A 21,782-nucleotide genomic window follows, 5' to 3' on the forward strand; every position below is an offset into this window, starting at 1 on the left:
CGTTTAAACCTTCATCCGATAACCGACACCACGGATGGTTTCGATACTGGTTTTGCCAATTTTTTTCCGTAACCGGCTGATATAAACCTCGACCGTATTACTTTCTACCTCTGCGCCATACTCATACAGCGCATCCTCGATTACCGACTTGGCGACTATTGAGTTTTTATGCCGCAACAGTCGCTCAAGTACCGCCCACTCCCGGGAGCTAAGGTTTGCAGGTGCACCGTCATTCAGGATGATCTTATTGGTCAGATCGATACTCAGGCTCCCCAGTGTCAGCATACCGCTACCATCAGCATAGAGACGCCGCTGAATAGCGATAATTCGCGCCGATAGCTCCCCCAGATCAAAGGGTTTAACCAGATAGTCGTCGGCACCGGCATTCAGCCCTTTAATCCGGTCCGAAATCTGATCCAGTGCGGTGAGGATAATCACCGCCACACTGCTTTTAGCTGACCGGATCCGGGTCAGAAGATCCAGCCCATGGCCATCGGGCAGAAGAAGATCAAGCAGAATCAGATCATAATTGGTGGTCGTCAGACTGGCTGATGCATCAGAGAGAGTCTCGAACCAGTCCACCGCGTGCCCCTCACTGGCGATATGCTCCCGTATCGCCGCACCTAAACCCCGTTCATCTTCAACCAGTAAAATACGCACCCACAATCTCCACAGTTTTCCTCCATTAAAAAACATAAACCTGACAACAACCTGAACGGCCGCTTCCAGAGACAAACATCAACGAGGTTTACATTGTTAAGCTCAGCAGTGAGTTAACCACAGCCATCCGGCTTTGCAAACCAGTCTGCAAAACGGAAACCGACTACCCCCCGGCGGCAAGGCCTTGCCCCTCGAAACCGTATTGAGCCGGTTAACTGACAAGCAACCAACTGTTTTTAAAAGCTTTTATTTTCAATGATAACCACTGGCACGATATCCGCTTAGAAAAGTCATTGTTCATTGAATCAAAGGGCGCTTCAAAACGACCCCCATAAGGGATTACCCGGGAGACTATCATGCAGACCAGTTCAGTTAACCCTCTTTCAGCGGCTTACTCAGCCACTTCAGATCGCTTCAGCCGGGTTCAGACCGATCTGTCCGGTGGTTTTGATAAAGTGATCAGCGATGCGATGCAGGGGGGTGCCAGCGATGATTTTGTCAGTCGTCTGTTTAAAAACCAGGAACGGTTTATACAACTGGCAGAGATGGCCTCGCAACAGCAGCCCATCAATAGTAAGTCGTTCCTGAAGAACCTCAGTTATGAGGACCGGGAAGTGCTCAGAGAGGTGCATAGCCTGGCTGACTTTATTGATGACAGCAAGATCGACCAGATGAGCAGCGAGGGGGCCAATAATCTGCTGCGCCTGCCCCACACAGGCCTGGATTCAGACAACGATGGTTTTACCGATGTCGGCATTGGTAAAACCTTCATGTTCCCCAACTCCAATACACCACCAGCGGTCGCCGAAGCCTGGTATAAAACCACTGACGGAATGAGTTTTAAGGACAAGATGATGGCAGAGGGCCATCTTATGAGTTCGCTGATCGTGGCGAATATTGAGGTGGATGAAAATGGCCGGTTTGTGGCTCGTCACGAACCAGGTGAACCCGGCTATGTTAATCCATTTGCCTCTGCGGATTTTTCCTATAAGCAGTGGTCGACCGACTGGTTGCGCTATCTGGAAGATTTCAAACTGCAGATGAGTAGCGACCAGTACAACAGTGACAAACGCTTCTTTGAGGGATTTCTGCAGAATTTGCAGCAAACCGGGGCGGTTTAGCCTAAGGGCTTGAAGAATGTCCGGATCACGCAGCAAAGGGCTATCTGAGGATAGCCCTTTGCTGTTCATTCACCGCCTTTCAGATCTCTGCAATTGCCTCAAGAGACTCGGGCAGAATCTGACCACCATCAACAATGATCTGCTGACCGGTAATATACCCTGCTTCTTCAGAGGCAAAAAAGAGCGCCGCATTGGCAATATCTTCCACTGAACCGAGTCGTTTCAGCGGGATAGACGCAGACATGGTATCCAGATAGTCCTGCCCCAGCCCCTGCAGGCCTTCGGTATAGATGTTACCGGGCATCACCGCATTGATGGTGGTGTTATAGCGGGACAACTCCATCGCTGCCGTTTTCAGGAAGCCCAGCTGCCCCGCCTTTGATGCGCCATAGTGAGACCAGCCCGGAAAGCCGGTGACAGGGCCGGTGATCGATGAGGTTACGACTACGCGTCCCTGCCCGGCTTTTTCAAAATAGGGTATCGCAGCCTTGACCGTCAGAAAGGTACTCTTCAGATTGGTCGTCATCACATGATCCCAGTCATCCGGGTCCATATCGACCATTTTCACCTGCGGGAAAATACCCGCATTGGCGCAGACAATATCCACGCTACCAAAGCGCTCGGCGGTTTTTGCAAACATCGCTGAGACCTGACCCCAGTCGGACATATCACAACAATAGAAGTCCGCCGTGCCGCCTGCTGCGGTGATCTCTTCAACCGCTTTGATCGCATCGGCTTCACCGCGGGCAACCACCATCACGTTAGCGCCTTTAGCGGCAAAAACCCGGGCTATCCCCTTGCCAATACCTTTCGATGCACCTGTCACAATACAGGTTTTTCCTTCAATTGATGTCAACATTTGGGCGACCTCCTTAAGGTGTTGTAGTCTGTTTTATACGTGCTAAAAATTTCGGTACAGAGGGCGCGATAAGCGCGACAGCGAGAATCAAAGCCGAAGAGAGCACCGTTAAAATACCAACCGTAGGAACCAGCGGTGAGTAACCCGACACCATCTTGGCGTATAGCCATTCCGGCAGAGTTGAGTCCGCCCCGGTGGTAAATAATGAGAGTGGAAAATTCCCCCAGCTGAGCAGAAAGGCAAACAGCCCCGCCGAGATAACCCCAGGCATCAGCAGCGGCACAGTAATCTCCTTCATAATCTGAAATGTTGAACAGCCCATATCACGGGCAGCTTCTTCCAGCGTCGGGTCAAAACTAAAGGCTCTGATAGAGATAATCAGGGTCGCTATCGGCGAGATCCAGACCAGATGAGCGATCACCGCGGTATGCCAGGTCGGAATCACCTCAAGAGAGTTAAACCACATCAGCAATGCCAGACCTAAAACCGTTTGAGGAAAGAAGATCGGCAACAGAATCAGCTTCTGATACAGCTTTCTGAAACGCCAGTGATAGCGGGCAAATGCCAGCGCCCCGAAGAACCCCACCACCATACTGACCAGGGTAACGATACCGGCCACCTGTAATGAGATACGCAACAACTCCGCCACCGTATCACTTTGCAGCGCCGAACCGTACCACTTAGTATCGTAGGCCCGGATGGGAAATGAGAGATAGCGGCCTTTCGATATAGACGCAAAGAAGACGGCAATCAGCGGCAGGTAGAGAAACACCAGTGCCGCTATGCCATAGATGAGTAACGCTTTGTCTGTACGTGATGAACGGGCCATTAGCGCTTACCTCCCATAATCGTATCCAGATCTACACGACTGACCGCCCAGATCGCCAGGCCACCAATCAGAGTGATGAGTACCATGGATAGTGCAGACCCCAGCGGCCAGTTCTGGCCATAGGTAAAGGCCGTTTCTATCTCATCGGCGATCACAATCACCGCCTGTCCACCCAGCAATTTTGATTCAGCCAGCGCACCAGCCGCCAGCACAAAGGTCAGCAACGATCCGACCATAATCCCGGGAGCCGCCAGCGGCAGATCGATCTCAAAGAAGATGCGCGTCCGGCTTGCCCCCAGATCTGCAGCGGCCTGACGGGCATCATCAGGCACCATGGAGATCCCCTGTGCCAGAGGAAACAACATAAAAGGGAAATACACATACACCAGACCAAAGACGATGATCGGCACGTTATACAACACCCCATCAAAACCAACACCAAACCAGTGCCGCAGATAGCCCTCCACCAGCCCGCCTTTCATCAGCGTCAATACCCAGCCAAACATGCGGATATTTTCCGATACAAACAGCGTCATCACCACACCAATGGTCAGCACCAGCGTAAACTTCTTAAACACTTTTGCCATTGCAAAAGCTAATGGCCAGCAAAGCACCAGAAGGCACAGAGTGGCAGCAAATGCCATCCCCAGAGACCAGCAAAGCGAGCGCCAGTATCCCTGACGGAAGATCTCAGCATAGGCAGAGAAATCGGGCACATTCGCCAGCGAGAACACTTTTTCCGGCATAATCGAAAACGCCGCCACCACGCACAGTGGCGCCAGAAATGACAGCGTCAGTAAAGCAACGATGGGCATGGCACATAATGCCCCCAGTCGTTTATCTAATCGCTCCATCAGAGACGCTCCCGAATCAGGTGACAATGATCCGCAGTCCAGCCCAGGGTAACCTGATCATGCAACTGCCCCTGATACATATCATCACGCAGGGTTTCAACAATCAGTGGTTTATCATTACCGGTATTGATCTCATACTGGATGCGGGACCCCAGATTGAAATCAGCACTGATGGTGCCGGTGACTTTAATATCTGCGTCGGCATCGGCGGCAATAAACTTCACATTTTCGGGGCGCACCATCAGGGTTCCGCCACGTTCACTCAGCCCCAGAGAATCCACAGCCATCGGGGATATCTGCAGCGAATCCCGGGATCTGTTATCCACATCAAACAGATTCACATCCCCCATGAACTCAGCAACAAAACGACTCACCGGGCGGGTATAGATCTCATCCGCCGGGGCGATCTGTTCGAACTCACCCTTGCGCATAATCGCAATACGGTCACTCATCCCCATCGCTTCTTCCAGACTGTGGGTAATATAGATAAAGGTTTTCCCGGTGCGGGCATGCAGGTCTTTGAGCTCTTTTTCCAGCGTTTTACGCAAGCGGTAGTCGAGTGCAGACAGCGGTTCATCGAAGAACAGAATTTCCGGATCAAATGCCAGTGCACGCGCCAGTGCGACACGCTGTTTTTCGCCACCCGAGCACTGATTGATCCCTTTTGAATAATATTCCTGCGGCAGTCGCAACAGATCCAGCAGCTCCAGCGCCCGGGCCCTTCGCTGTTGCGCATCAACATTCTTTATTTTCAACGGAAATTCAATATTCTGTCCTACCGTCATATGGGGAAACAGTGCTAATGACTGAAATACCATACAGGTGGGACGTTTATTCGCCGGTACAATATCGATACGTTTATTTCGCAACCAGATAGTGCCGTCAGTGGCTTCATCCATCCCCACCAGCAGCCGGATCAGGGTTGTTTTACCACTGCCGGAAGGGCCAACAATAGCCAGAAATTCACCCTCTTTCACATCCAGGTCGATACTATTGAGGGCAGTAAAATCACCAAATTTTTTATACAACCCGGCAATGCTTAAAATCGGTAATGCCTTCATCGATTCTCATCCAAACTATAAAAATGTCATGACCGTTGCGCCGGTGATAACAGGCCCAGCACATACTATGCCTCACTGATACCTGTTATTGCCCGGCAAAAAAATACAACTAAGCGCTGCTTTATCAGGCGCGTTTTACGGCGTTGTAGATGGTAATCAGCTCGTCATAGGAAGCCACGGTGTCGTACTCGACAGACAAAGCCATCTCCTCCTCAATGGTGTCCCACTGGATCGCATCCAGCTCTTCAGCAGACCACAGGCTGAACACCTCAGGATCACCCATCTGGCTGACCGGGTTATAGGTGCCTTCAGCAAAACCAACCGCCTTAGCGATGTCCGGTTTCTGTACAAACTCGAGGAAATCTTCCGCCAGCGTGGTGGGTTTAGGGTTATTGACCAGCGAGGTCAGCTCGATCCAGGCAACCCCGCCCTTGCCATCAATCGGACCGGATTTCGGCGTGATAGCACGAATATTTGACAGACCATCGAGACGCGCCGGACTGGCGGTATAGGTTCCGCCAGTGAAATAGGCATCAATTTCACCGTTTACCAGCGCGGTGTTCATCGCCACCAGATCATCGGACAGGAGTTTCGCGCCACCAAAGATGGTTTCTGCGGTTTCCTTAAAGGTGACAAAGCCCGCCTCATCAATGGGTTTGAAAGGGTTAAGCCCAGCGGTAATACACATGTGGATGATGTTCCAGTTGTCATAGGTCAGCACCCCATAACGCCCTTTCATCTTCGGATCGAGGAACAGGTTCCAGCCCTCCTCTTCGGCGGTTTTCTGACTGATCTTGTCGGTGTTGACCACAAAAGAGAAAGGGCCGTATCGCTGCGGCATACCGATCAGCTCGCCATCATCGGCAAACGCCAGTGGATAAGGTTTTTTAAACTCCGGAGCCATCTTGTCAAAGTAGGGCATAAAGCGCTCTTTGTTGAGCGGCTTAATCAGCTTTGAAGGGTATAGCTGCGCCCGCGCCCAGGGCTGGTTGACGTTGATCAGATCCCAGACATTGACCTCACCGGCACGCAGCTTGTTAATCATATCCGGGTCGGATGTACCACTCTCTGCGCGAATGGTTGCTCCTGGATTGAGACGGCGAAATGGCCCCAGCACCTCATCAGTGTTATAGCCCTCCCAGCAAAGAATATTCAGGTGGCCACTCTCAGCAGCACTCAGGCGTCCAAAGGGACTGCCCAGAGCAGCCATGCCAGCTGAAGCGGCCAGCGCTTTTGCAAAATCACGTCTAGAAAGTTTCATGGTCTATCCCTCTTATCAATCCTCAGGATTCAAATGCAATGCGTTACACTGCAACAAATCAGATTATATTTTGAGCAACTACACACAAATTGCATTAATAAATGTTGTAAGTCAAACATTTTATGTTTAACCTTCAACAACAATGACAATTTCAACAGCCTCTGGAGATACCCCGTTATGAGTGGTCTATATAGCGATCAACTACTGGATGAGCTACTGTGTGGCACGCGGAGTCTGGCCGGAGAGTGGGGCCTGTCAGACCAGACCGAAGTCAGCCTACTGACTATCTCTGAGAATATGACCTGTCTGGCTTTTGACCCGCTACAGAACAGGCAGCTTATCCTGCGCGTTCACCGCCCTGGCTATCACACCCGCGACGAGATCAACTCTGAACTGCTGTGGATTAACGATCTGCGCCAGCAGGGCGTGGTGGAAACACCAGAACCGATCAAAACGCTCAGCGGATCGCTGATTGCGTCATTCACCACCGGCCATGAAACACGGGATGTGGTGGCATTCAGCTTTATGTCCGGCAAGGAACCCTCCGCAGATGCAGAGCTGGTCAATGGTTTCAGACAACTGGGCAGTATCAGCGCAAAACTGCACAACCATTCTCAGAGCTGGATACGACCGATTAACTTTGTTCGCAAAACTTGGAACTTTGAAACCATGCTCGGAGCGACGCCGCTGTGGGGCGACTGGCGGGCCGCGGCAGGCCTGACCGACACAGGCCGCAGCACCATAGAAGCAGCCTGTCTGATAATCAGAGATAAACTCGATGCATACGGTATGGGCGAAAACCGCTTTGGTCTGGTGCATGCCGATCTGCGGCTGGCCAACCTGTTGATCGAGGGTGACCGTTTAGGGGTAATCGATTTTGATGACTGCGGGCTGAGCTGGTTTATGTATGATTTTGCAGCCGCTATCAGTTTTATAGAAGAAGACCCGATCATTCCCGACCTGCAAACAGCCTGGATTGAAGGTTACCGCAACAACCGGCCGCTTTCAGAGGCCGATGAAGCGATGTTCCCAACCTTTATCACCCTGCGCCGGATCTTGCTGACCGCCTGGCTTGCCAGTCACAGTGAAACCCCCACAGCAGAGGAACTCGGATCAGGTTTCACCGACGGAACCGTAAAGATAGCGGCTCAATACCTCTCCAGTCATCAATAATGGAAACGCGCATGTCGAATAATAAACGTGGCATTCTGGATATGAATGCCTTCGATGCCAGCAGCCAGGAAAGCATCGCGAGCCCTCTGCTAAAACGCAGGACAGACAATATCGGTGCGGCCTCGGTACTGTTTTATAAAAAACCGATAGAGATGGTGTCCGCCCGGGGCTGCTGGATGACCGATGTGGCCGGTGAGCGCTATCTCGATTTTTACAACAATGTGCCCTCGGTTGGTCACTGTCATCCCCATGTAACAGCCGCCATCACCCAGCAGTTAGAAACACTTAATACTAACTCCCGTTACCTGAGTGAGATCACTGAAAGCTACCTGGAAAAGCTGAAGTCGACCCTGCCACCGGAATTAAAAAATGTGGTGATGACCTGCAGTGGTAGCGAAGCGAATGATCTGGCGATGCGCATTGCGAAAACCAACACCGGATCACAGGGTTTTATCGTCACCGCCACCGCTTACCACGGCAATACAGAGTATGTCACCCAGGTCTCACCTTCCGCACTTAAACATGGTGTATGCCCTGACTATGTAGTCACCATTCCGGAACCTGGCAGTGCGGCTTATGGCGATGACATTGAAGCCGGGTTTAATCAGGCCGTCAGCGGGGCAATAGCGTTGTTAACAGACCGGGGTTACGGCGTTGCCGCGCTGTTGTGTGACTCTATATTTTCCAGTGATGGCGTCTTCAGCGATCCTGCAGGCTTTCTCAAATCAGCGGTTGATACGGTTCACCGGGCCGGAGGTTTGTATATCGCCGATGAAGTGCAGCCGGGCTTTGGCCGCACCGGCGATTGTTTCTGGGGTTTTCAGCGTCATGGCGTAGTGCCAGACATGGTGACGATGGGCAAACCGATGGGTAATGGTTTCCCGGTCGCGGCACTGGTGGTTAAACCCGACCTGCTGCAAAACTTCTGCGACGATGTGGGCTATTTCAACACCTTCGGCGGCACCCCTGTGGCGGCAGCGGCAGCAATGGCGGTGATGGAAGTGATAGAGCAGGAAGGCCTGCAGCAAAACGCAAAAACCATCGGTCTCTATCTGAGACAGCAGCTGACCCTGCTGAGTAAAACCGATAAACGCATTGGTGAGATAAGAGGTGCCGGGCTGTTTATCGGCCTCGATCTGTGCGATCCCGGGACAGGAGAACCTGCAGCCCAACTGGCAATCCAGGTGATCAATGGTTTGCGTGATGAAAAGGTATTGATTGGTGCCGCAGGTCCCTATGGCCATACCCTGAAAATTCGACCACCATTGTGTCTTAACCAGAAAGAGGCGGACTTTTTTATTGATGCGATAAAGAAGGTTCTGGAACGACTCGCCAACTGATCATGAACAGTGAGAACCGCGTCTGTTTAACCCGCTACAGTTCATCGTTCGTAGGTGACCACCGAAGTGCCTGCGGCGTCGATTACCCGCGCCAGCTCGCCCTTCGGCCGCTCATCACAGGCCAGTACATCGATCTCATTCCAACTGCTGTATTTCGCAGCAAAGGTAAGATCAAATTTGCTATGGTCGGCCACAATCATCGCCCGGGTCGAGCGCGAAATCATAGCACCATAGACCTCTCCCGCTTCAATCACCGCATCACTACCGCCTTCAAGATCGAGACCACTGGCGCCGAGAATAGCCCAGTCGGCACGAAAGTTTTGCAGATAGCGAATAGTCTGCGACCCATGCAACGCTCCTTCCGGCGCATAATAGCGGCCCGGAGCCATAAACACTTTAATGGTCGGATTCAGCGACAACACAGTGGCCACTCCAAACGAGTGGGTGAACACCGTAATATTGTGCATCTCATACGCCATGCGTCGGGCAAGATGCACCGTGGTAGCGCCCGAACCGATCATAAAATGCTTACCACCGGTCAGCACCGGTACCGCAGCCCGTGCGATCTTCTGGCGCTCGTCCACCATCAGATTCTGCCGTTCGTTGAGCACCGGCTCCTGCATATTGTTGCGCACCACGGCACCGCCGTAAGTACGGTCTATAAGTCCCTGCTGAGTCAGTTCATCCAGATCCCGACGGACAGTTTCAGCCGATACACTCAGCTTTTCAGCCAGATCGGTAATCCGCAAACCGGGCTGAAACCCAAGCTCTTCAACAATCCGTTTCTGACGCTTTGTTTTTTTATTCGTTACCATGAAATCAAACTAACTCACTCTCTGTTGTTGTGCAACACATTGATATTACTCAGGAGAAACACATGACGTGGAACTGGAAAACAGCCTACCGCTCCTTTTACTATGCCTGTGCCGATGAGCCTGAGGATATCATAATATACCCTCAGCAAACCGCTCTGCTGGTCATCGATATACAGAAAACCTACCTTGAGTCCAAAGCCGATGCTGAGGAAGATCGGCGCTGGCAGCCATTCTTTCAGCGGATGAACCACACGGTTATCCCCAACACCGCCGAGCTGATTGAACTCTCCAGACAGCAGGGTATCGAGGTGATGTTCGCCCGGATCGCCTGCCAGACCGAAAATGGCCGCGACCGCTCTTTAAGCCAGAAAAAACCGGGCTTTAACTACCTGTTATTACCGAAAGACCGCTATGACAGCCAGATTGTGCCAGAACTGGCCCCTGTCGGTGATGAGATTACCGTTTTAAAAACCACAGACTCTGCCCTCACGGGTACCAACCTGCGTCTGACACTTCAGAATATGGGGATTAAACGGGTGATTATCGCGGGTATTTTTACCGACCAGTGCATCTCCTCCACCGTTCGCAGCCTGGCGGATGAAAGCTTTGAGGTGCTGGTGGTTGATGACTGCTGTGCCGCCGCCACCGATGAGATCCATCAACGGGAACTGGAGATCATCAACATGATCTACTGCCATGTCGTCCGTAAAGATGATCTGAAAAATATGCTGCTTTAATCCTCGCCTGCGGCATGAAAGTAAAACGGGGAGCGAACAATCAACGCTGTTCGTCCCCCGCTTAGATAAAACCGCCTATTGCAATTCGCTTAAGCCCGGTTGAAGCAGCCACTATTCTTAAGGATTACGCTGTTGCATCTGATGCTGACTAAACTCGCTGGCATCCAGCATCTGATCATGATTGCTATCCATCTCCTCAAATGATTTCATATTGGCGAGATTGCGCATGGGATACCCCGCCTGAGCCCGCTCAGTGATGCGCGCATTACGGAAGGTATTCATCTCCTCCTGGCTGATGAAACCATCACCGTTCTGATCAACATCACTGAAGGACGGCTGATTGCGGCCAGCGCCCATCATGCCGTTTTTACCGGCACCCATCGGTTGGTTCTGGCCCTTCAGGTTTCGCTGAGCGGTCTGCCCGGCCTGCAATTCAGCGGCGCTGATCTGACCATCGCCATCGCTGTCAAAATCCCGGAACATCGGTGCATTCGCCATCCCCGGCATCGGGGTACCGGCAGCAACGTTGCGCTGTCTGCGCTGGTTACGGATATCATCAAACTCTTCCTGACTAATAACACCGTTTCCATCCTGGTCATAAACCGCAAAGGGGATAGGCCCCCGTGCCGGAATATCCGCAGCCTGAGCCACCAATATCATCATACAACCGGCAGAGATCGACAGTAGGGCTGAGATCGGGGATAACCTGACTCTGAGTCGTGTTTTCATGATAAGCCTCTACAGGGTAAATATCTGTTAAATTTAAATGAGCTCATTAATAGCCGCTCATGGATAAAAGTGCTTAAAGAAGCACTCTTCTAATCTACTCTCTTTAGACCACGGCCAGTCAGCAACAGATCAATAAATAGTCAAAGAATATGATTTTGATCCATTACGGAGCACCCGGAGTCAGGCAAGTCCATCCCGGTGTTCGGCCAAAAGCGACGCCGTCTGAAAAATTATTCGTACAACCCGTCGCCAATCATAAAACTGGTTCAATTATTGCTGTGTAAAACACCAATAGCTTGTCAGCTATTGGTTAACTGGGTTGTCACGATCCGCAGTAACCAAAGTCCACCAGAATATTTTGCATACCAGAGGTAGTACATGAGCGGAAATGAATCTCGCGTTAAGGCGGTTTACGAAATCACCAGTGCAAAACCATTTGAAACAAAAATGACTGAGCCACTGAATAAAATCTGGGCCTCTGATGTATTTAGTTTGCAGCAAATGGAAGAGTCTCTTTCAAAGTCTGCGTTTAAAGCGATTAAGAAAACGGTACAAACCGGCGAAGAGCTTGACCCTGCTGTCGCTGATGTTGTTGCTGCGGCGATGAAAGACTGGGCGATGTCGAAAGGCGCCAAGTTCTTCTCTCACATCTTCTATCCAATGACTAATGCGACGGCAGAGAAACACGACGGTTTCGTTGTAACCAACTCAGATGGCGGCGCAATCACCGAATTTACCGGCAGTTTACTGATCAAAGGTGAGCCAGACGGTTCATCATTCCCGAACGGCAGCCTGCGTATGACCAATGCTGCCCGCGGTTACACCGCATGGGACCCAACCAGCCCTGCGTACATTATGCATACCGCAAACGGCGCTGTGCTGATGATCCCAAGCGTCTTTATGTCATGGACTGGCGAAGCGCTGGATAAGAAAATTCCTCTGCTGCGCTCCAATGCGGCTATGGATAAAGCAGCGAAGAAAGTTCTGACACTGATGGGCGAAACTGAGATCGCTACACTGAACTCCAGTTGCGGTGCAGAACAGGAATACTTCCTGGTTGACGAGCTGTTTGCCAACACACGTCCCGACCTGCTGCTAGCAGGCAGAACCCTGTTTGGTGCTCCACCGGCTAAAGGTCAGCAGTTTGATGATCACTATTTTGGTGCAATCCCTGAGCGTGTTCAGGTATTTATGCAGGATTTAGAGGACAAACTCTACCGACTGGGCATCCCTGCCAAGACTCATCACAATGAAGTGGCACCCGGCCAATTTGAAATCGCGCCTTACTTTGAAGCGGCTAACGTTGCCTCTGATCATCAGCAATTGCTGATGACTTTGCTGAAGAAAACCGCGAAAGAACATGGATTTGTCTGCCTGTTGCACGAAAAACCATTTGCTGGTGTGAATGGTTCCGGTAAGCATGTTAACTGGTCTGTCGGTAACGCTACCCAGGGCAACCTGCTTGATCCAGGTAGTACACCAAATGAGAACCTGAACTTCCTGCTCTTTTGTGGTGCAGTAATTCGCGGCGTGCACAAATTTGGACCACTATTGCGCGCAGCGATCGCATCTGCCGCCAACGACCACCGTTTAGGTGCCAACGAAGCGCCTCCGGCTATTCTGTCAGTCTATCTGGGTAGCCAGCTGGAAAAGGTGTTTGACAATATCAAAACCGGCGAGCTACATGTTCCAACCACCGGCGGGCTGATGGATCTGGGGCTATCACAAATTCTGAAGTTTGAACGCGATCCAGGTGACCGTAACCGTACCTCTCCATTCGCCTTTACCGGCAACCGTTTTGAGTTCCGTGCGGTGGGTTCATCTCAGTCTGTTTCCGGCCCACTGGTCGCTATGAACACCATGCTGGCTGACTCTCTGGAGTGGATTGCTGAGAAGCTGGAAGCGGAACTGGCTAAAGATGCAGACAAAGCAACAGCGGTATTCAGCGTACTGCAAGAGCTGATGCAACTGCATGGCAATGTAGTCTTTGGCGGTGACGGTTATTCTGCCGAATGGCACAGAGCGGCAGTCGAAGAACGCGGCCTGCAGAATATTCCCACCACCGCAGATGCGCTGCCTGCATTCAAATCACCTGAGGTGGTTGAATTGTTTGCTAAGACCGGCGTGCTGACACCGGTTGAACTGGCCAGCCGTTTTGAGGTGTATGCTGAACAGTATGTTCTGTCAATTGAGGTCGAGGCGAAGCTGGTTTCAGAGATGGCGACGACGATGATCTATCCGGCGGCTATCAACTACCTGTCCAGCATCGCTTCTACCGGTATTAAACTTGACTACTCACCTGCCGGTGCCGTAGCTGAAACCGCTAGTGCGATGATGGCTTCTGTTGAAAAACTGAATGCTGCACTGGCATCAGAGCACTTTGAGTCCACCGAAGCCCATATGAGCTTCCTGGCTTCCGAGGTTCGTGGCCTGATGGATGAGGTGCGGGCTTCAGCTGACAAGTTGGAAACACTGGTTGCTGATGACCTGTGGCCGCTGCCTAAATACCGTGAGATGCTGTTCATCAAATAACCGCATTTAAAATCTCACCCGCCCTTTCGGGGCATGAAAAAAGCACTGACCGCAAGGCCAGTGCTTTTTTATTTCCAGCCTCACCCCAGTTATCCAAGCATCCGCTTATGATGCTCAAACCGGGAGCGGCTTTATCAGGTTATGCACTATACATAATAAGATTTGATCTGCGGATGCTCTGTGATCCGTTTCAGATGTTCCAGAAGCTCTGGAGCAACATCCTCAACCAGCGTCAACGGCAGGTGATCAAGCATGCCAGAACCCAGCCACTGAACCACAACAAACACTTTCAGATCGGCAATAGTTAAGCGGTTATCGGCAAAATACTCCCCACCCTGTTTTGTCAAACGCGCACCCAGCCATTGGAGATAGGTGGTCAGTGGCCCGACTAACTGTTCACGAGCATTTTTCAGCGCTTCGCCGCTCATGGTCATCGTGGCGGATAGTTTATGACTGATATCCTCGACTACATCCATGACCTCATCACACAACAATGCCTGATAGTTATCCTCGGGATAGAGTCCCGCCTGTTTACCGAAGTAGCGGCACAGGGCGTTAGACTGAGTAATCTGTTCGCCATCCAGCTCAACAACCGGCACCTGCCCAAAAGGGGTTCCCTTGCGTACTTCGGCAAACTCACTGAACTGAAAACGATAATCTTCAAACTCCTGACCAAGGCAGTGCAGTGCCAGACGAATCGGCTCAGCCCGACCGCCATTAATATCAAAATAGGTAACCTTAATCTTAGCCATGTAAACACATCCTGCTATATAACAATCTGATTTAAAGGGTTTATTATCGAGAGGCCAGAGTTTCTTACAGTCTAAAGCGGTGAAAACGTCGATGGCCTGATGCTATGACAGGCTGGCAGAGCGCAAAGTTCAGGATTTAAAATCGGTAATGCTAGTTTTATCTGCTATCAGATCGTTCGGGAAGCGGTAAAACGAGGCGATGCTCTTATACCCTCTCATCAAAAATAAACCCTTCAGCGAACAGCTTCTTAAACACACCCGCATCAATCAGTCGTTGGTTAATCTCGGCAAACTTCTGGTTTACCTCCTCCAGCTGTTTACTAAACTCCTGTAGTTTTTCCGACTGCGAGTCTCCCTGTTCCTGCTGATCTTTGATGCGCTGTTGCTGCTCTTCAGAACGACGCGCCTCACGCATCTGATCAGCTTCTCGCTGATCACCACTATTCTGATCTGACGCCTGTCTCTGTTGCCCAAGCTCTGCCCGGGCTTCCGCTGCCATCGCTGCAGCCCGGGCCGCTATTGCCCGATCCTGGGGCGAGGGGTCAGCTACTGCCAGCGCAGCTCGGAGAATAACTTCAGCCTTCTCCAGTGTCGCTTCAGGATCATTCGGCACCGGAGAGGTATCGATGCTGACTTCACCACCCACCGCATAGAGACGCCCATCAGGCCCGCGCTGATACTCGAAGGTTGGTGCACCGGCATATTGTCCGCCCGCGGCAGCGTGACTCAGTTCGTGCTGCCGCACCTCCCGGTCACGGGCTGACAGCTCACGCAACAACTGTTGTTCATTATTCTGAGGATCTGTATTTTGAGGATCTTTAGTATCACTATCCGTCACTGATGAAGCGTTTCGCCCATCGCGACTCAGCGGCTGTTCATCGGTGTAGAACTCGGCTGATCCGCCTGCAGCAGGAGCATCAACGGGTTTTATCGGAGAAGTCTGTAACGTTGCGGGGATAAGTAAAGATGGTGAAGATAATGAAGCGGGTAAAGCAGTACCCGATACTGCAGGTTGATGTTTACCGGCAGTGTTGTTGGATGAATATGTATTCAACGTAAGTGAATTGGCAGTTAACGGTAACTGCATCACCCTCACCTCCCGTAATTGATCTCCGGCTCCTTACTTCTGGAAACTGAGTGTTGTAACAAATGTTATTAAACCCTGATCATTAAAAACGTTTCATTGAAAGCCCATTTTTAAATCCAGGCCCTTAAGAGATATATAACAGTTATAGGTTTAAACACCTGCTTCTGAAAAACCGCTGCAACTCAGGCCCGGATATCGATCAGTGTACCCAGCGTGCCGTCAACAGACTGAACCACTTTAGTGGATGCAGCAACAGCGTTTTTTTCTACCGCCAGCTCGGCAATAGACTCATTTATATCCCTGCCAGTAGCTTCTTCCGGGGTATTGGTTTTGCCTGCGCCCGCGATATCAGACGCCGCTTTTTGAACACCATCCAGACCCCGGTTGATACCGAGAACCCCTGTACTCAATGCTGATGTAACATTCATAAACACACCTGCTCTCTTCACGTCTGCCTGCAGTACTACTCTGCTGCAAGACTGACAAACGTTAACGGTGAAAAACATGCTTGCAAAAACTTATCTGAGGCTATTATAGCTCAGAGAAGCATACAGGTCATTTATTGAACAGTCAGAAGCGGCTCTAAATCGATGTATTTAGCTATAGTCTGCGCAGAACACTCCTCAATATGGGGTATTTCAGCCAGTAACGGTGCCGATAGCATCGCTTTCAGGGTTTCCAGATTCTCGCTGTAACAGCTCATGTCGGGCTCAGCCCGATTGGCAACCCAGCCAGCCAACCGTAGCCCGTCTTTGACGATCGCCTCAACGGTCAGCAGGGTATGGCTGATGCACCCGAGCTTCATCCCCACCACCAGAATCACCGGGGTACGCAACAATTTGGGAATATCCGCCAGGGTCTGACGGTTATTCAGCGGTACCCGCCAGCCACCCGCTCCCTCAATAATCATAAAATCTGCAGGCTGCATCATCACGCCGCGACAGAGTGCCGCTATACGGTCTGCATCCAGACGACGCCCGGCCTGCTGTGCCGCGATATGAGGGGCAATGGGCGGTTCCAGTGCGATGGGGTTTACCTGCTCATAACTCAGTTTTATGGAAGCGCTCTGCTGCAGTATCAGCGCATCGCTGTTGCGTAACCCCGCTTCGGTCTGCTCACATCCCGCAGCGATCGGTTTCACCGCGACGGTAGAGAGGCCGCGCTGATTAGCCGCTTCTAGTAATCCTGCCGAAACAACGGTTTTGCCAACATCAGTATCAGTGCCTGCAACAAAGAAAGTACGCTTAGCCATTTAGCCTATCCATTAATAAAGTCACCGTAAAATACCTGATAGGTCGCCGGTAGCTTACCATCCGACCGTCGAAACTGTTCATAGGCCTGCTTAAAAGCGATCACCCGGGCTTTGCCGGTCAGGCCGCTCTGTCGACCGGCACTGATATTATGGGCCCCGATTCCCTTTAACTCAGCAGTCAGTTCACGCAACTGATCGTACAGCAGCAACTCCTCAGTCTCTATCAGACTGACTTTTTGCAGATAACCTTCAGCACAAACCTGCAAACGGGGAAAACTGATAAAACGATTCACATGCTGAAAGCTATCCACATCCGACCAGGCGTCACGCAGCTCATGCAGGGTGTTCGGCCCCAGCGTACTGAAAAGAAAACGCCCGCCAGGTTTCAATACCCGCGCCGCCTCACTAAACAACGCAGCAAGATCTTCACACCACTGAATCGCCAGAGAGGAGAAGATGAGATCAACAGAGTTATCCGCCAACGGCAGACTCTCAGCATCACCGCAGAGCCACAGTGTGTTCGGGGTTGCGCGCGTCTGACGGGCATACCGGAGCATCCCCTGGGCAAGATCAAGGCAGATCAGTTGCTGCGGTTTTGCCTGTTCAGACAACAACGGTACAAAATAACCTGTGCCACACCCCAGATCCATCACCACGTCAGCAGATGACAGAGATATCTGAGCCAGCAGGTGATGACCGATTCGGCGCTGCAACTGGGCAACGCTATCGTAGCTCACTGCGGCCCGGCTGAATGACTCGGCAATCTGCGGTTTTAGAAACTGGACACTCATAAACTGAACGTTCGGATTTTCTCGGCCAGTTTCTGCGGCGCAGACAGAAAGCCAATATGAGACTGATCTGCCAGTACAGCAATTCCAGCCTGAGGTTGCAGCAGTGCAAGCTCATCTGCCATTGCTGCCGGGGCAAGAATATCCTGATCACAGAGCAGGTGTAGAGTGGCGTGTTCAGTGGAGGAGTACAGACCACGGTAATCCTCACGTAACAGCGCCAGACTATCAACCAGTGCCTGCTGGGGCGGCGCTACTTCAGAGAGAATCTGCTTCAATGATTTCAGATCGGCACGAGCGGTGTCGCTGCCCTGTGTCTGAAGCATATTAAAACGTTGCAGCGTTTTAGCAGGGTTAGCGGCAAGATCATCTTCAAACTGGCGATAGGTTGCCTCGTCCATACCAAAACACCAGTCAGGCCGCTCAACAAAACAGGGACTGGTGCCCAGAGTGATCAGCCCACTGACCCGATCAGGGTAACGCTGGGCAAACGTCATGCTGATAATGCCACCAAGTGACCAGCCAAGCCAGACCGCAGATGCAGGCGCAACCTCGGCGAGTAACTGCGTAACGGACGCAAGGTTGTAGTCATCAGGCAGGGTTTCAGCGCTACGCCCCAGTCCAGGCAGATCAATCAGAGTGATATGGAAATCTCGCTGCAACTCAGGCAGAAGCGTACACCAGACCCCACTGTGCATACCCCAGCCATGCAACAGCACCAGTGGTTGTCCCTGCGGATTGCCCTGTTGTTCAGAATAAAGCATCAATCCGTCATTCCTGTCATCACCTCATCCAGCGCATCCAGCAATCTATCTAACTGCTCATCCGTATGAGTCGCGCTGATGGTAACCCTTAAGCGGGCCGCGCCCTGCGGCACGGTCGGTGGCCGGATAGCACCGATAAAGATCCCTTTCGCTTCCAGCGCCGCACTGATCGCCATCGCCTGGTCAGCCTCACCCACCAGAATCGGCTGTATCGGTGTCGGAGATGCCATCAGCGGCAACCCCAGCTGTTCGCAGCCGTTGCGAAAACGTTGAATCAGCTGGTTGAGTTTTTCCTGGCGCCACTCCTCCTGTTGTAACAGCTTCAGGCTGACGCGGGTTGCTGACGCGATAGCAGGCGACATACTGGTGGTATAGATATAGGTGCGGGCATGCTGAATCAGGGTTTCGATCAGCTCTTCAGAACCGGCAACAAATGCGCCAGAGGTACCAAACGACTTTCCCAGTGTGCCGACTAAGATCTGCACCTGATCATTCCCCAGGCCAAAATGGTCAACCGTACCGCGCCCCTGCTTACCGATACAGCCAAAACCGTGAGCATCATCCACCATCACCCAGGCATTATGAGCAGCGGAGGTTTGACAGATCGCTGGCAACTCAGCCAGATCGCCATCCATACTGAAGACACCGTCACAGACCACCAGCTTACGCCGGGCGTCGGTACGTTGCAGACGGGTATTGAGATTATCGGCATCGTTATGCAGAAAGCGCTGAAAGCGCGCACCGCTGAGCAGACCGGCATCCAGTAACGAAGCATGATTGACCCGGTCCTGAAACACCGCATCCCGTTTATCCAGCAGGGCATTAACCGCACCAATATTGGCCATATAACCGGTGGAGAACAGCAATGCCCGGGGACGACCGGTAAACTCGGCCAGCTCCTCTTCAAGCGCGTGATGTGCCTGACTGTGGCCATTCACCAGATGGGAAGCGCCACCACCGACACCATAACTGTCAGCCCCCTGTTTCAGGGCGGCGATCACGTCGGGATGGTTTGCCAGACCGAGATAATCGTTGGAACAGAAGGCCAGACAGGCTTTGCCATCGACAATCACTTCAGGTGCCTGAGGACTTTGTAAGATCCGTCGCTGACGGTATAGCGACTGCTCTTTACGCGCCTGTAACTCAGCGCTCAGCTGATCAAAAGACATGGTCAGATCCTATAGGGGCTGTCTGTGACAGCCCGGCGGGAAGATTAATCAGGCTTCGTAGAAGAACGACTCATCCTGCTGTTTATGCAGCGTGCTGATAATCGCCTGTTCCTGTGTTTCATCGGTGTCGGAGATCCGCTGCTCTGGATTAATCCCCAGACGCTTAAACAGTTGCAGGTCGCGATGGGTTTCAGGATTAGGGGTGGTCAGCAGGCATTCACCATAGAAGATCGAGTTGGCACCGGCCATAAAGGTCAGCGCCTGCATCTCATCACTCATGCTTTCACGCCCGGCAGACAGACGCACATGGGACTGTGGCATCATGATCCGGGCCACTGCGATGGTACGGATAAAATCCAGATTATCCAGATCTTCAGCATTTTCCAGCGGCGTGCCCTTCACTTTAACCAGCATGTTGATCGGTACACTTTCCGGCTGCGTCGGCAGATTCGCCAGCTGGCGCAACAGACCGATACGATCATTGGCCGTTTCCCCCATCCCCAGAATACCACCGGAACAGATTTTCATGCCGGACTCGCGCACATGGTGCAGCGTATCCAGACGATCCTGATAGGTACGGGTGGTAATGATTTTGTCGTAAAACTCTGGCGAGGTATCCAGATTGTGGTTGTAGTAATCCAGCCCGGCTTCCGCCAGTTGCCCCGCCTTATCTTCATCCAGCATCCCCAGCGTCATACAGGTTTCCAGGCCCAGCGCCTTAACCCCTTTCACCATCTCGATAACATAAGGCATATCTTTATCCGCAGGATGCTTCCAGGCTGCGCCCATGCAGAAACGGGTTGATCCACTCTGTTTGGCTTTTTTCGCCTTTTCCAGTACCGCCTCAACCTGCATCAGGCGCTCTTTCTCCAGACCGGTATTATAGTGGCCACTCTGCGGGCAGTACTTGCAGTCTTCGGGACACGCACCCGTTTTAATCGACAACAGAGTGCTCACCTGCACTTCATTGGGATTGAAGTTCTGACGATGCACCAGCTGAGCCTGAAACAACAGGTCGTTAAATGGCAGATCGAACAGCGCCTGTACTTCCTGCTCGCTCCAGTCGTGTCGGATCTCTGTCTGGTGTTGTTGCATCGCCATGTATATCCTGTATTAGGTCGAAAGATAAAGAGTTAAGGAAAGGCTAATTTTAATCTGACAGAAGGATCTGTCAACCTATGTTTACAAAAACTAAAAACAACTGGTTATTTTATAGCCAAAACAGACTGTGTATTTTATGCGGCTTACATCCCGCATCCGCCACTCAGGTCTGTAATGCCTGTCTCGATGACCTGCCCTGGATCGTAAATGCCTGCCTGTGCTGCGCGAATCCGCTTACAACCGGTAAGCAGTCCCAGGTTATCTGTCCGACATGCCAGAAAAAGCGACCGCCGTTTACCCAGGTAATCGCCCCTTTTGAATACCGGTTTCCGATTGATCAGTTGATTCAACTGGCTAAATTCAATGGTCAGGCTCACTACCTCAACCCACTGGCAGAGTTGCTCAGTGAGCACCTGCGCGATAAACCGCTGCCCGAGCTGATTATCCCCGTTCCACTGCACCGCAAACGGCTACAGGAACGTCAGTATAATCAGGCGGCACTGCTGGCAAAAAGAGTGGCGCATAACCTGGGAATTCCCTTCAGCAATCGCCTGCTGATCAAAGAAACCAATACCCGACACCAGGCAGAACTGGATCGCCAAGCCCGCAGCAAGAACCTGCGCAACAGTTTTCACTGTACCAGTTCACCACCGGCATCGGTCGCCGTCGTTGATGATGTGATGACCACCGGCACCACGGCAGCTGAGATCAGCAAGGTTCTCAAAGCAGCAGGCTGCCAGCAGGTTTATATCTGGATCATCGCACGCACGCCAAAAGAGTTGCATTTATTCTAATTTGGCGCTTTTATTACTGTGTAATCAAAACCTTAACTTTGTTTATTTTGAGCGATTGTCAGTACTGAAATTGAAAAAAACAATAAACCCGCCTGCTATGCCGC

22 protein-coding genes are annotated in these 21,782 nt (G+C 51.7%); 6 read left to right on the forward strand and 16 right to left on the reverse strand.

Translation table 11 applies throughout. The annotated features are described in order from the left end of the window. Positions 1–3: 3 nt before the first annotated feature. Positions 4–660, reverse strand: a complete 657-nt coding sequence (locus ACQY8X_RS00435) for a response regulator (RefSeq protein ID WP_428033167.1) — start codon at positions 658–660, stop codon at positions 4–6. A gap of 356 nt (positions 661–1,016) precedes the next feature. Here ACQY8X_RS00435 and ACQY8X_RS00440 point away from each other — a divergent pair, with 356 nt between their 5' ends. Then, positions 1,017–1,781 (forward strand): hypothetical protein, encoded by a 765-nt coding sequence (locus ACQY8X_RS00440; protein WP_428033168.1) that lies wholly within the window; start codon positions 1,017–1,019, stop codon positions 1,779–1,781. 79 nt (positions 1,782–1,860) lie between these two features. On the opposite strand, the gene fabG is transcribed toward ACQY8X_RS00440, so the two are convergent. From fabG to ACQY8X_RS00465, 5 genes are all read right to left on the reverse strand, one after another. Next, complete coding sequence (gene fabG, locus ACQY8X_RS00445) at positions 1,861–2,640, reverse strand: 3-oxoacyl-ACP reductase FabG (protein WP_428033169.1); 780 nt, start codon at positions 2,638–2,640, stop codon at positions 1,861–1,863. A gap of 13 nt (positions 2,641–2,653) precedes the next feature. Then, positions 2,654–3,469 carry an ABC transporter permease gene (locus ACQY8X_RS00450; protein WP_428033170.1) on the reverse strand — a complete coding sequence of 272 codons (816 nt, stop codon included), beginning with the start codon at positions 3,467–3,469 and terminating at the stop codon, positions 2,654–2,656. Beyond that, the gene (locus tag ACQY8X_RS00455; RefSeq protein ID WP_428033171.1) at positions 3,469–4,323 is read right to left on the reverse strand and encodes an ABC transporter permease; all 855 of its coding nucleotides are present in this window, start codon (positions 4,321–4,323) and stop codon (positions 3,469–3,471) included. The genes ACQY8X_RS00450 and ACQY8X_RS00455 overlap by 1 nt, the downstream gene beginning before the upstream one ends. Continuing rightward, positions 4,323–5,384 carry an ABC transporter ATP-binding protein gene (locus tag ACQY8X_RS00460; RefSeq protein WP_428033172.1) on the reverse strand — a complete coding sequence of 354 codons (1,062 nt, stop codon included), beginning with the start codon at positions 5,382–5,384 and terminating at the stop codon, positions 4,323–4,325. The genes ACQY8X_RS00455 and ACQY8X_RS00460 overlap by 1 nt, the downstream gene beginning before the upstream one ends. Before the next feature lie 124 nt (positions 5,385–5,508). Continuing rightward, positions 5,509–6,645 (reverse strand): ABC transporter substrate-binding protein, encoded by a 1,137-nt coding sequence (locus tag ACQY8X_RS00465; RefSeq protein ID WP_428033173.1) that lies wholly within the window; start codon positions 6,643–6,645, stop codon positions 5,509–5,511. Positions 6,646–6,822: 177 nt separating this feature from the next. Between ACQY8X_RS00465 and ACQY8X_RS00470 the strand changes: the two genes are divergently transcribed. Both ACQY8X_RS00470 and ACQY8X_RS00475 read left to right on the forward strand, forming a co-directional pair. Continuing rightward, a complete protein-coding gene (locus ACQY8X_RS00470; RefSeq protein ID WP_428033174.1) occupies positions 6,823–7,818 on the forward strand; it encodes a phosphotransferase enzyme family protein in 996 nt (331 codons plus the stop codon). 11 nt (positions 7,819–7,829) lie between these two features. After that, positions 7,830–9,158 carry an aspartate aminotransferase family protein gene (locus tag ACQY8X_RS00475; RefSeq protein ID WP_428033175.1) on the forward strand — a complete coding sequence of 443 codons (1,329 nt, stop codon included), beginning with the start codon at positions 7,830–7,832 and terminating at the stop codon, positions 9,156–9,158. Positions 9,159–9,199: 41 nt separating this feature from the next. Here the strand turns inward: ACQY8X_RS00475 and ACQY8X_RS00480 are convergent, their stop codons facing one another. After that, entirely contained in the window at positions 9,200–9,973 is a 774-nt protein-coding gene (locus tag ACQY8X_RS00480) for a DeoR/GlpR family DNA-binding transcription regulator (RefSeq protein WP_428033176.1), read from the reverse strand. Positions 9,974–10,035: 62 nt separating this feature from the next. Here ACQY8X_RS00480 and ACQY8X_RS00485 point away from each other — a divergent pair, with 62 nt between their 5' ends. Next, entirely contained in the window at positions 10,036–10,710 is a 675-nt protein-coding gene (locus ACQY8X_RS00485; protein ID WP_428033177.1) for a cysteine hydrolase family protein, read from the forward strand. A gap of 117 nt (positions 10,711–10,827) precedes the next feature. Here the strand turns inward: ACQY8X_RS00485 and ACQY8X_RS00490 are convergent, their stop codons facing one another. After that, complete coding sequence (locus ACQY8X_RS00490; RefSeq protein ID WP_428033178.1) at positions 10,828–11,439, reverse strand: EF-hand domain-containing protein; 612 nt, start codon at positions 11,437–11,439, stop codon at positions 10,828–10,830. 378 nt (positions 11,440–11,817) lie between these two features. Here ACQY8X_RS00490 and ACQY8X_RS00495 point away from each other — a divergent pair, with 378 nt between their 5' ends. Continuing rightward, complete coding sequence (locus ACQY8X_RS00495; protein WP_428033179.1) at positions 11,818–13,971, forward strand: glutamine synthetase III; 2,154 nt, start codon at positions 11,818–11,820, stop codon at positions 13,969–13,971. A gap of 146 nt (positions 13,972–14,117) precedes the next feature. On the opposite strand, the gene ACQY8X_RS00500 is transcribed toward ACQY8X_RS00495, so the two are convergent. The 8 genes from ACQY8X_RS00500 to bioB all read right to left on the reverse strand — a co-directional run bounded on the left by ACQY8X_RS00500 (position 14,118) and on the right by bioB (position 20,878). Then, positions 14,118–14,723 (reverse strand): glutathione S-transferase family protein, encoded by a 606-nt coding sequence (locus ACQY8X_RS00500; protein WP_428033180.1) that lies wholly within the window; start codon positions 14,721–14,723, stop codon positions 14,118–14,120. 205 nt (positions 14,724–14,928) lie between these two features. Further along, positions 14,929–15,810 carry a putative metalloprotease CJM1_0395 family protein gene (locus ACQY8X_RS00505; protein ID WP_428033181.1) on the reverse strand — a complete coding sequence of 294 codons (882 nt, stop codon included), beginning with the start codon at positions 15,808–15,810 and terminating at the stop codon, positions 14,929–14,931. Positions 15,811–15,992: 182 nt separating this feature from the next. Beyond that, positions 15,993–16,238, reverse strand: coding sequence for a hypothetical protein (locus ACQY8X_RS00510; protein ID WP_428033182.1), 246 nt, complete (start codon positions 16,236–16,238; stop codon positions 15,993–15,995). A 131-nt stretch (positions 16,239–16,369) separates the two neighbouring features. Then, the gene (gene bioD / locus ACQY8X_RS00515) at positions 16,370–17,062 is read right to left on the reverse strand and encodes a dethiobiotin synthase (RefSeq protein ID WP_428033183.1); all 693 of its coding nucleotides are present in this window, start codon (positions 17,060–17,062) and stop codon (positions 16,370–16,372) included. A gap of 5 nt (positions 17,063–17,067) precedes the next feature. After that, positions 17,068–17,853 carry a malonyl-ACP O-methyltransferase BioC gene (gene bioC / locus ACQY8X_RS00520; RefSeq protein ID WP_428033184.1) on the reverse strand — a complete coding sequence of 262 codons (786 nt, stop codon included), beginning with the start codon at positions 17,851–17,853 and terminating at the stop codon, positions 17,068–17,070. Further along, positions 17,850–18,614 carry an alpha/beta fold hydrolase gene (locus tag ACQY8X_RS00525; RefSeq protein ID WP_428033185.1) on the reverse strand — a complete coding sequence of 255 codons (765 nt, stop codon included), beginning with the start codon at positions 18,612–18,614 and terminating at the stop codon, positions 17,850–17,852. The genes bioC and ACQY8X_RS00525 overlap by 4 nt, the downstream gene beginning before the upstream one ends. Continuing rightward, complete coding sequence (gene bioF / locus ACQY8X_RS00530; RefSeq protein ID WP_428033186.1) at positions 18,614–19,783, reverse strand: 8-amino-7-oxononanoate synthase; 1,170 nt, start codon at positions 19,781–19,783, stop codon at positions 18,614–18,616. Before bioF ends, ACQY8X_RS00525 begins: the two co-directional genes overlap by 1 nt. A 48-nt stretch (positions 19,784–19,831) precedes the next feature. Then, on the reverse strand, positions 19,832–20,878 hold the full coding sequence (gene bioB, locus ACQY8X_RS00535) for a biotin synthase BioB (protein WP_428033209.1): 1,047 nt from the start codon (positions 20,876–20,878) through the stop codon (positions 19,832–19,834). An 83-nt stretch (positions 20,879–20,961) separates the two neighbouring features. Here bioB and ACQY8X_RS00540 point away from each other — a divergent pair, with 83 nt between their 5' ends. Continuing rightward, positions 20,962–21,678, forward strand: coding sequence for a ComF family protein (locus ACQY8X_RS00540; RefSeq protein ID WP_428033187.1), 717 nt, complete (start codon positions 20,962–20,964; stop codon positions 21,676–21,678). The last annotated feature ends 104 nt before the right edge of the window (positions 21,679–21,782 follow it).

The sequence above is a fragment of the Amphritea sp. genome, assembly GCF_050300915.1.
In the GTDB taxonomy this organism is placed as follows: domain Bacteria; phylum Pseudomonadota; class Gammaproteobacteria; order Pseudomonadales; family Balneatricaceae; genus Amphritea.

Excerpts from the sequence above, each read along its gene's own strand:
- ACQY8X_RS00440 (WP_428033168.1), top strand. The coding sequence starts at position 1,017 with ATGCAGACCAGTTCAGTTAACCCTCTTTCAGCGGCTTACTCAGCCACT.
- fabG (WP_428033169.1), bottom strand. The coding sequence starts at position 2,640 with ATGTTGACATCAATTGAAGGAAAAACCTGTATTGTGACAGGTGCATCG.
- ACQY8X_RS00450 (WP_428033170.1), bottom strand. The coding sequence starts at position 3,469 with ATGGCCCGTTCATCACGTACAGACAAAGCGTTACTCATCTATGGCATA.
- ACQY8X_RS00455 (WP_428033171.1), bottom strand. The coding sequence starts at position 4,323 with ATGGAGCGATTAGATAAACGACTGGGGGCATTATGTGCCATGCCCATC.
- ACQY8X_RS00460 (WP_428033172.1), bottom strand. The coding sequence starts at position 5,384 with ATGAAGGCATTACCGATTTTAAGCATTGCCGGGTTGTATAAAAAATTT.
- ACQY8X_RS00465 (WP_428033173.1), bottom strand. The coding sequence starts at position 6,645 with ATGAAACTTTCTAGACGTGATTTTGCAAAAGCGCTGGCCGCTTCAGCT.
- ACQY8X_RS00470 (WP_428033174.1), top strand. The coding sequence starts at position 6,823 with ATGAGTGGTCTATATAGCGATCAACTACTGGATGAGCTACTGTGTGGC.
- ACQY8X_RS00475 (WP_428033175.1), top strand. The coding sequence starts at position 7,830 with ATGTCGAATAATAAACGTGGCATTCTGGATATGAATGCCTTCGATGCC.
- ACQY8X_RS00480 (WP_428033176.1), bottom strand. The coding sequence starts at position 9,973 with ATGGTAACGAATAAAAAAACAAAGCGTCAGAAACGGATTGTTGAAGAG.
- ACQY8X_RS00485 (WP_428033177.1), top strand. The coding sequence starts at position 10,036 with ATGACGTGGAACTGGAAAACAGCCTACCGCTCCTTTTACTATGCCTGT.
- ACQY8X_RS00490 (WP_428033178.1), bottom strand. The coding sequence starts at position 11,439 with ATGAAAACACGACTCAGAGTCAGGTTATCCCCGATCTCAGCCCTACTG.
- ACQY8X_RS00495 (WP_428033179.1), top strand. The coding sequence starts at position 11,818 with ATGAGCGGAAATGAATCTCGCGTTAAGGCGGTTTACGAAATCACCAGT.
- ACQY8X_RS00500 (WP_428033180.1), bottom strand. The coding sequence starts at position 14,723 with ATGGCTAAGATTAAGGTTACCTATTTTGATATTAATGGCGGTCGGGCT.
- ACQY8X_RS00505 (WP_428033181.1), bottom strand. The coding sequence starts at position 15,810 with ATGCAGTTACCGTTAACTGCCAATTCACTTACGTTGAATACATATTCA.
- ACQY8X_RS00510 (WP_428033182.1), bottom strand. The coding sequence starts at position 16,238 with ATGAATGTTACATCAGCATTGAGTACAGGGGTTCTCGGTATCAACCGG.
- bioD (WP_428033183.1), bottom strand. The coding sequence starts at position 17,062 with ATGGCTAAGCGTACTTTCTTTGTTGCAGGCACTGATACTGATGTTGGC.
- bioC (WP_428033184.1), bottom strand. The coding sequence starts at position 17,853 with ATGAGTGTCCAGTTTCTAAAACCGCAGATTGCCGAGTCATTCAGCCGG.
- ACQY8X_RS00525 (WP_428033185.1), bottom strand. The coding sequence starts at position 18,614 with ATGCTTTATTCTGAACAACAGGGCAATCCGCAGGGACAACCACTGGTG.
- bioF (WP_428033186.1), bottom strand. The coding sequence starts at position 19,783 with ATGTCTTTTGATCAGCTGAGCGCTGAGTTACAGGCGCGTAAAGAGCAG.
- bioB (WP_428033209.1), bottom strand. The coding sequence starts at position 20,878 with ATGCAACAACACCAGACAGAGATCCGACACGACTGGAGCGAGCAGGAA.
- ACQY8X_RS00540 (WP_428033187.1), top strand. The coding sequence starts at position 20,962 with ATGTTTACAAAAACTAAAAACAACTGGTTATTTTATAGCCAAAACAGA.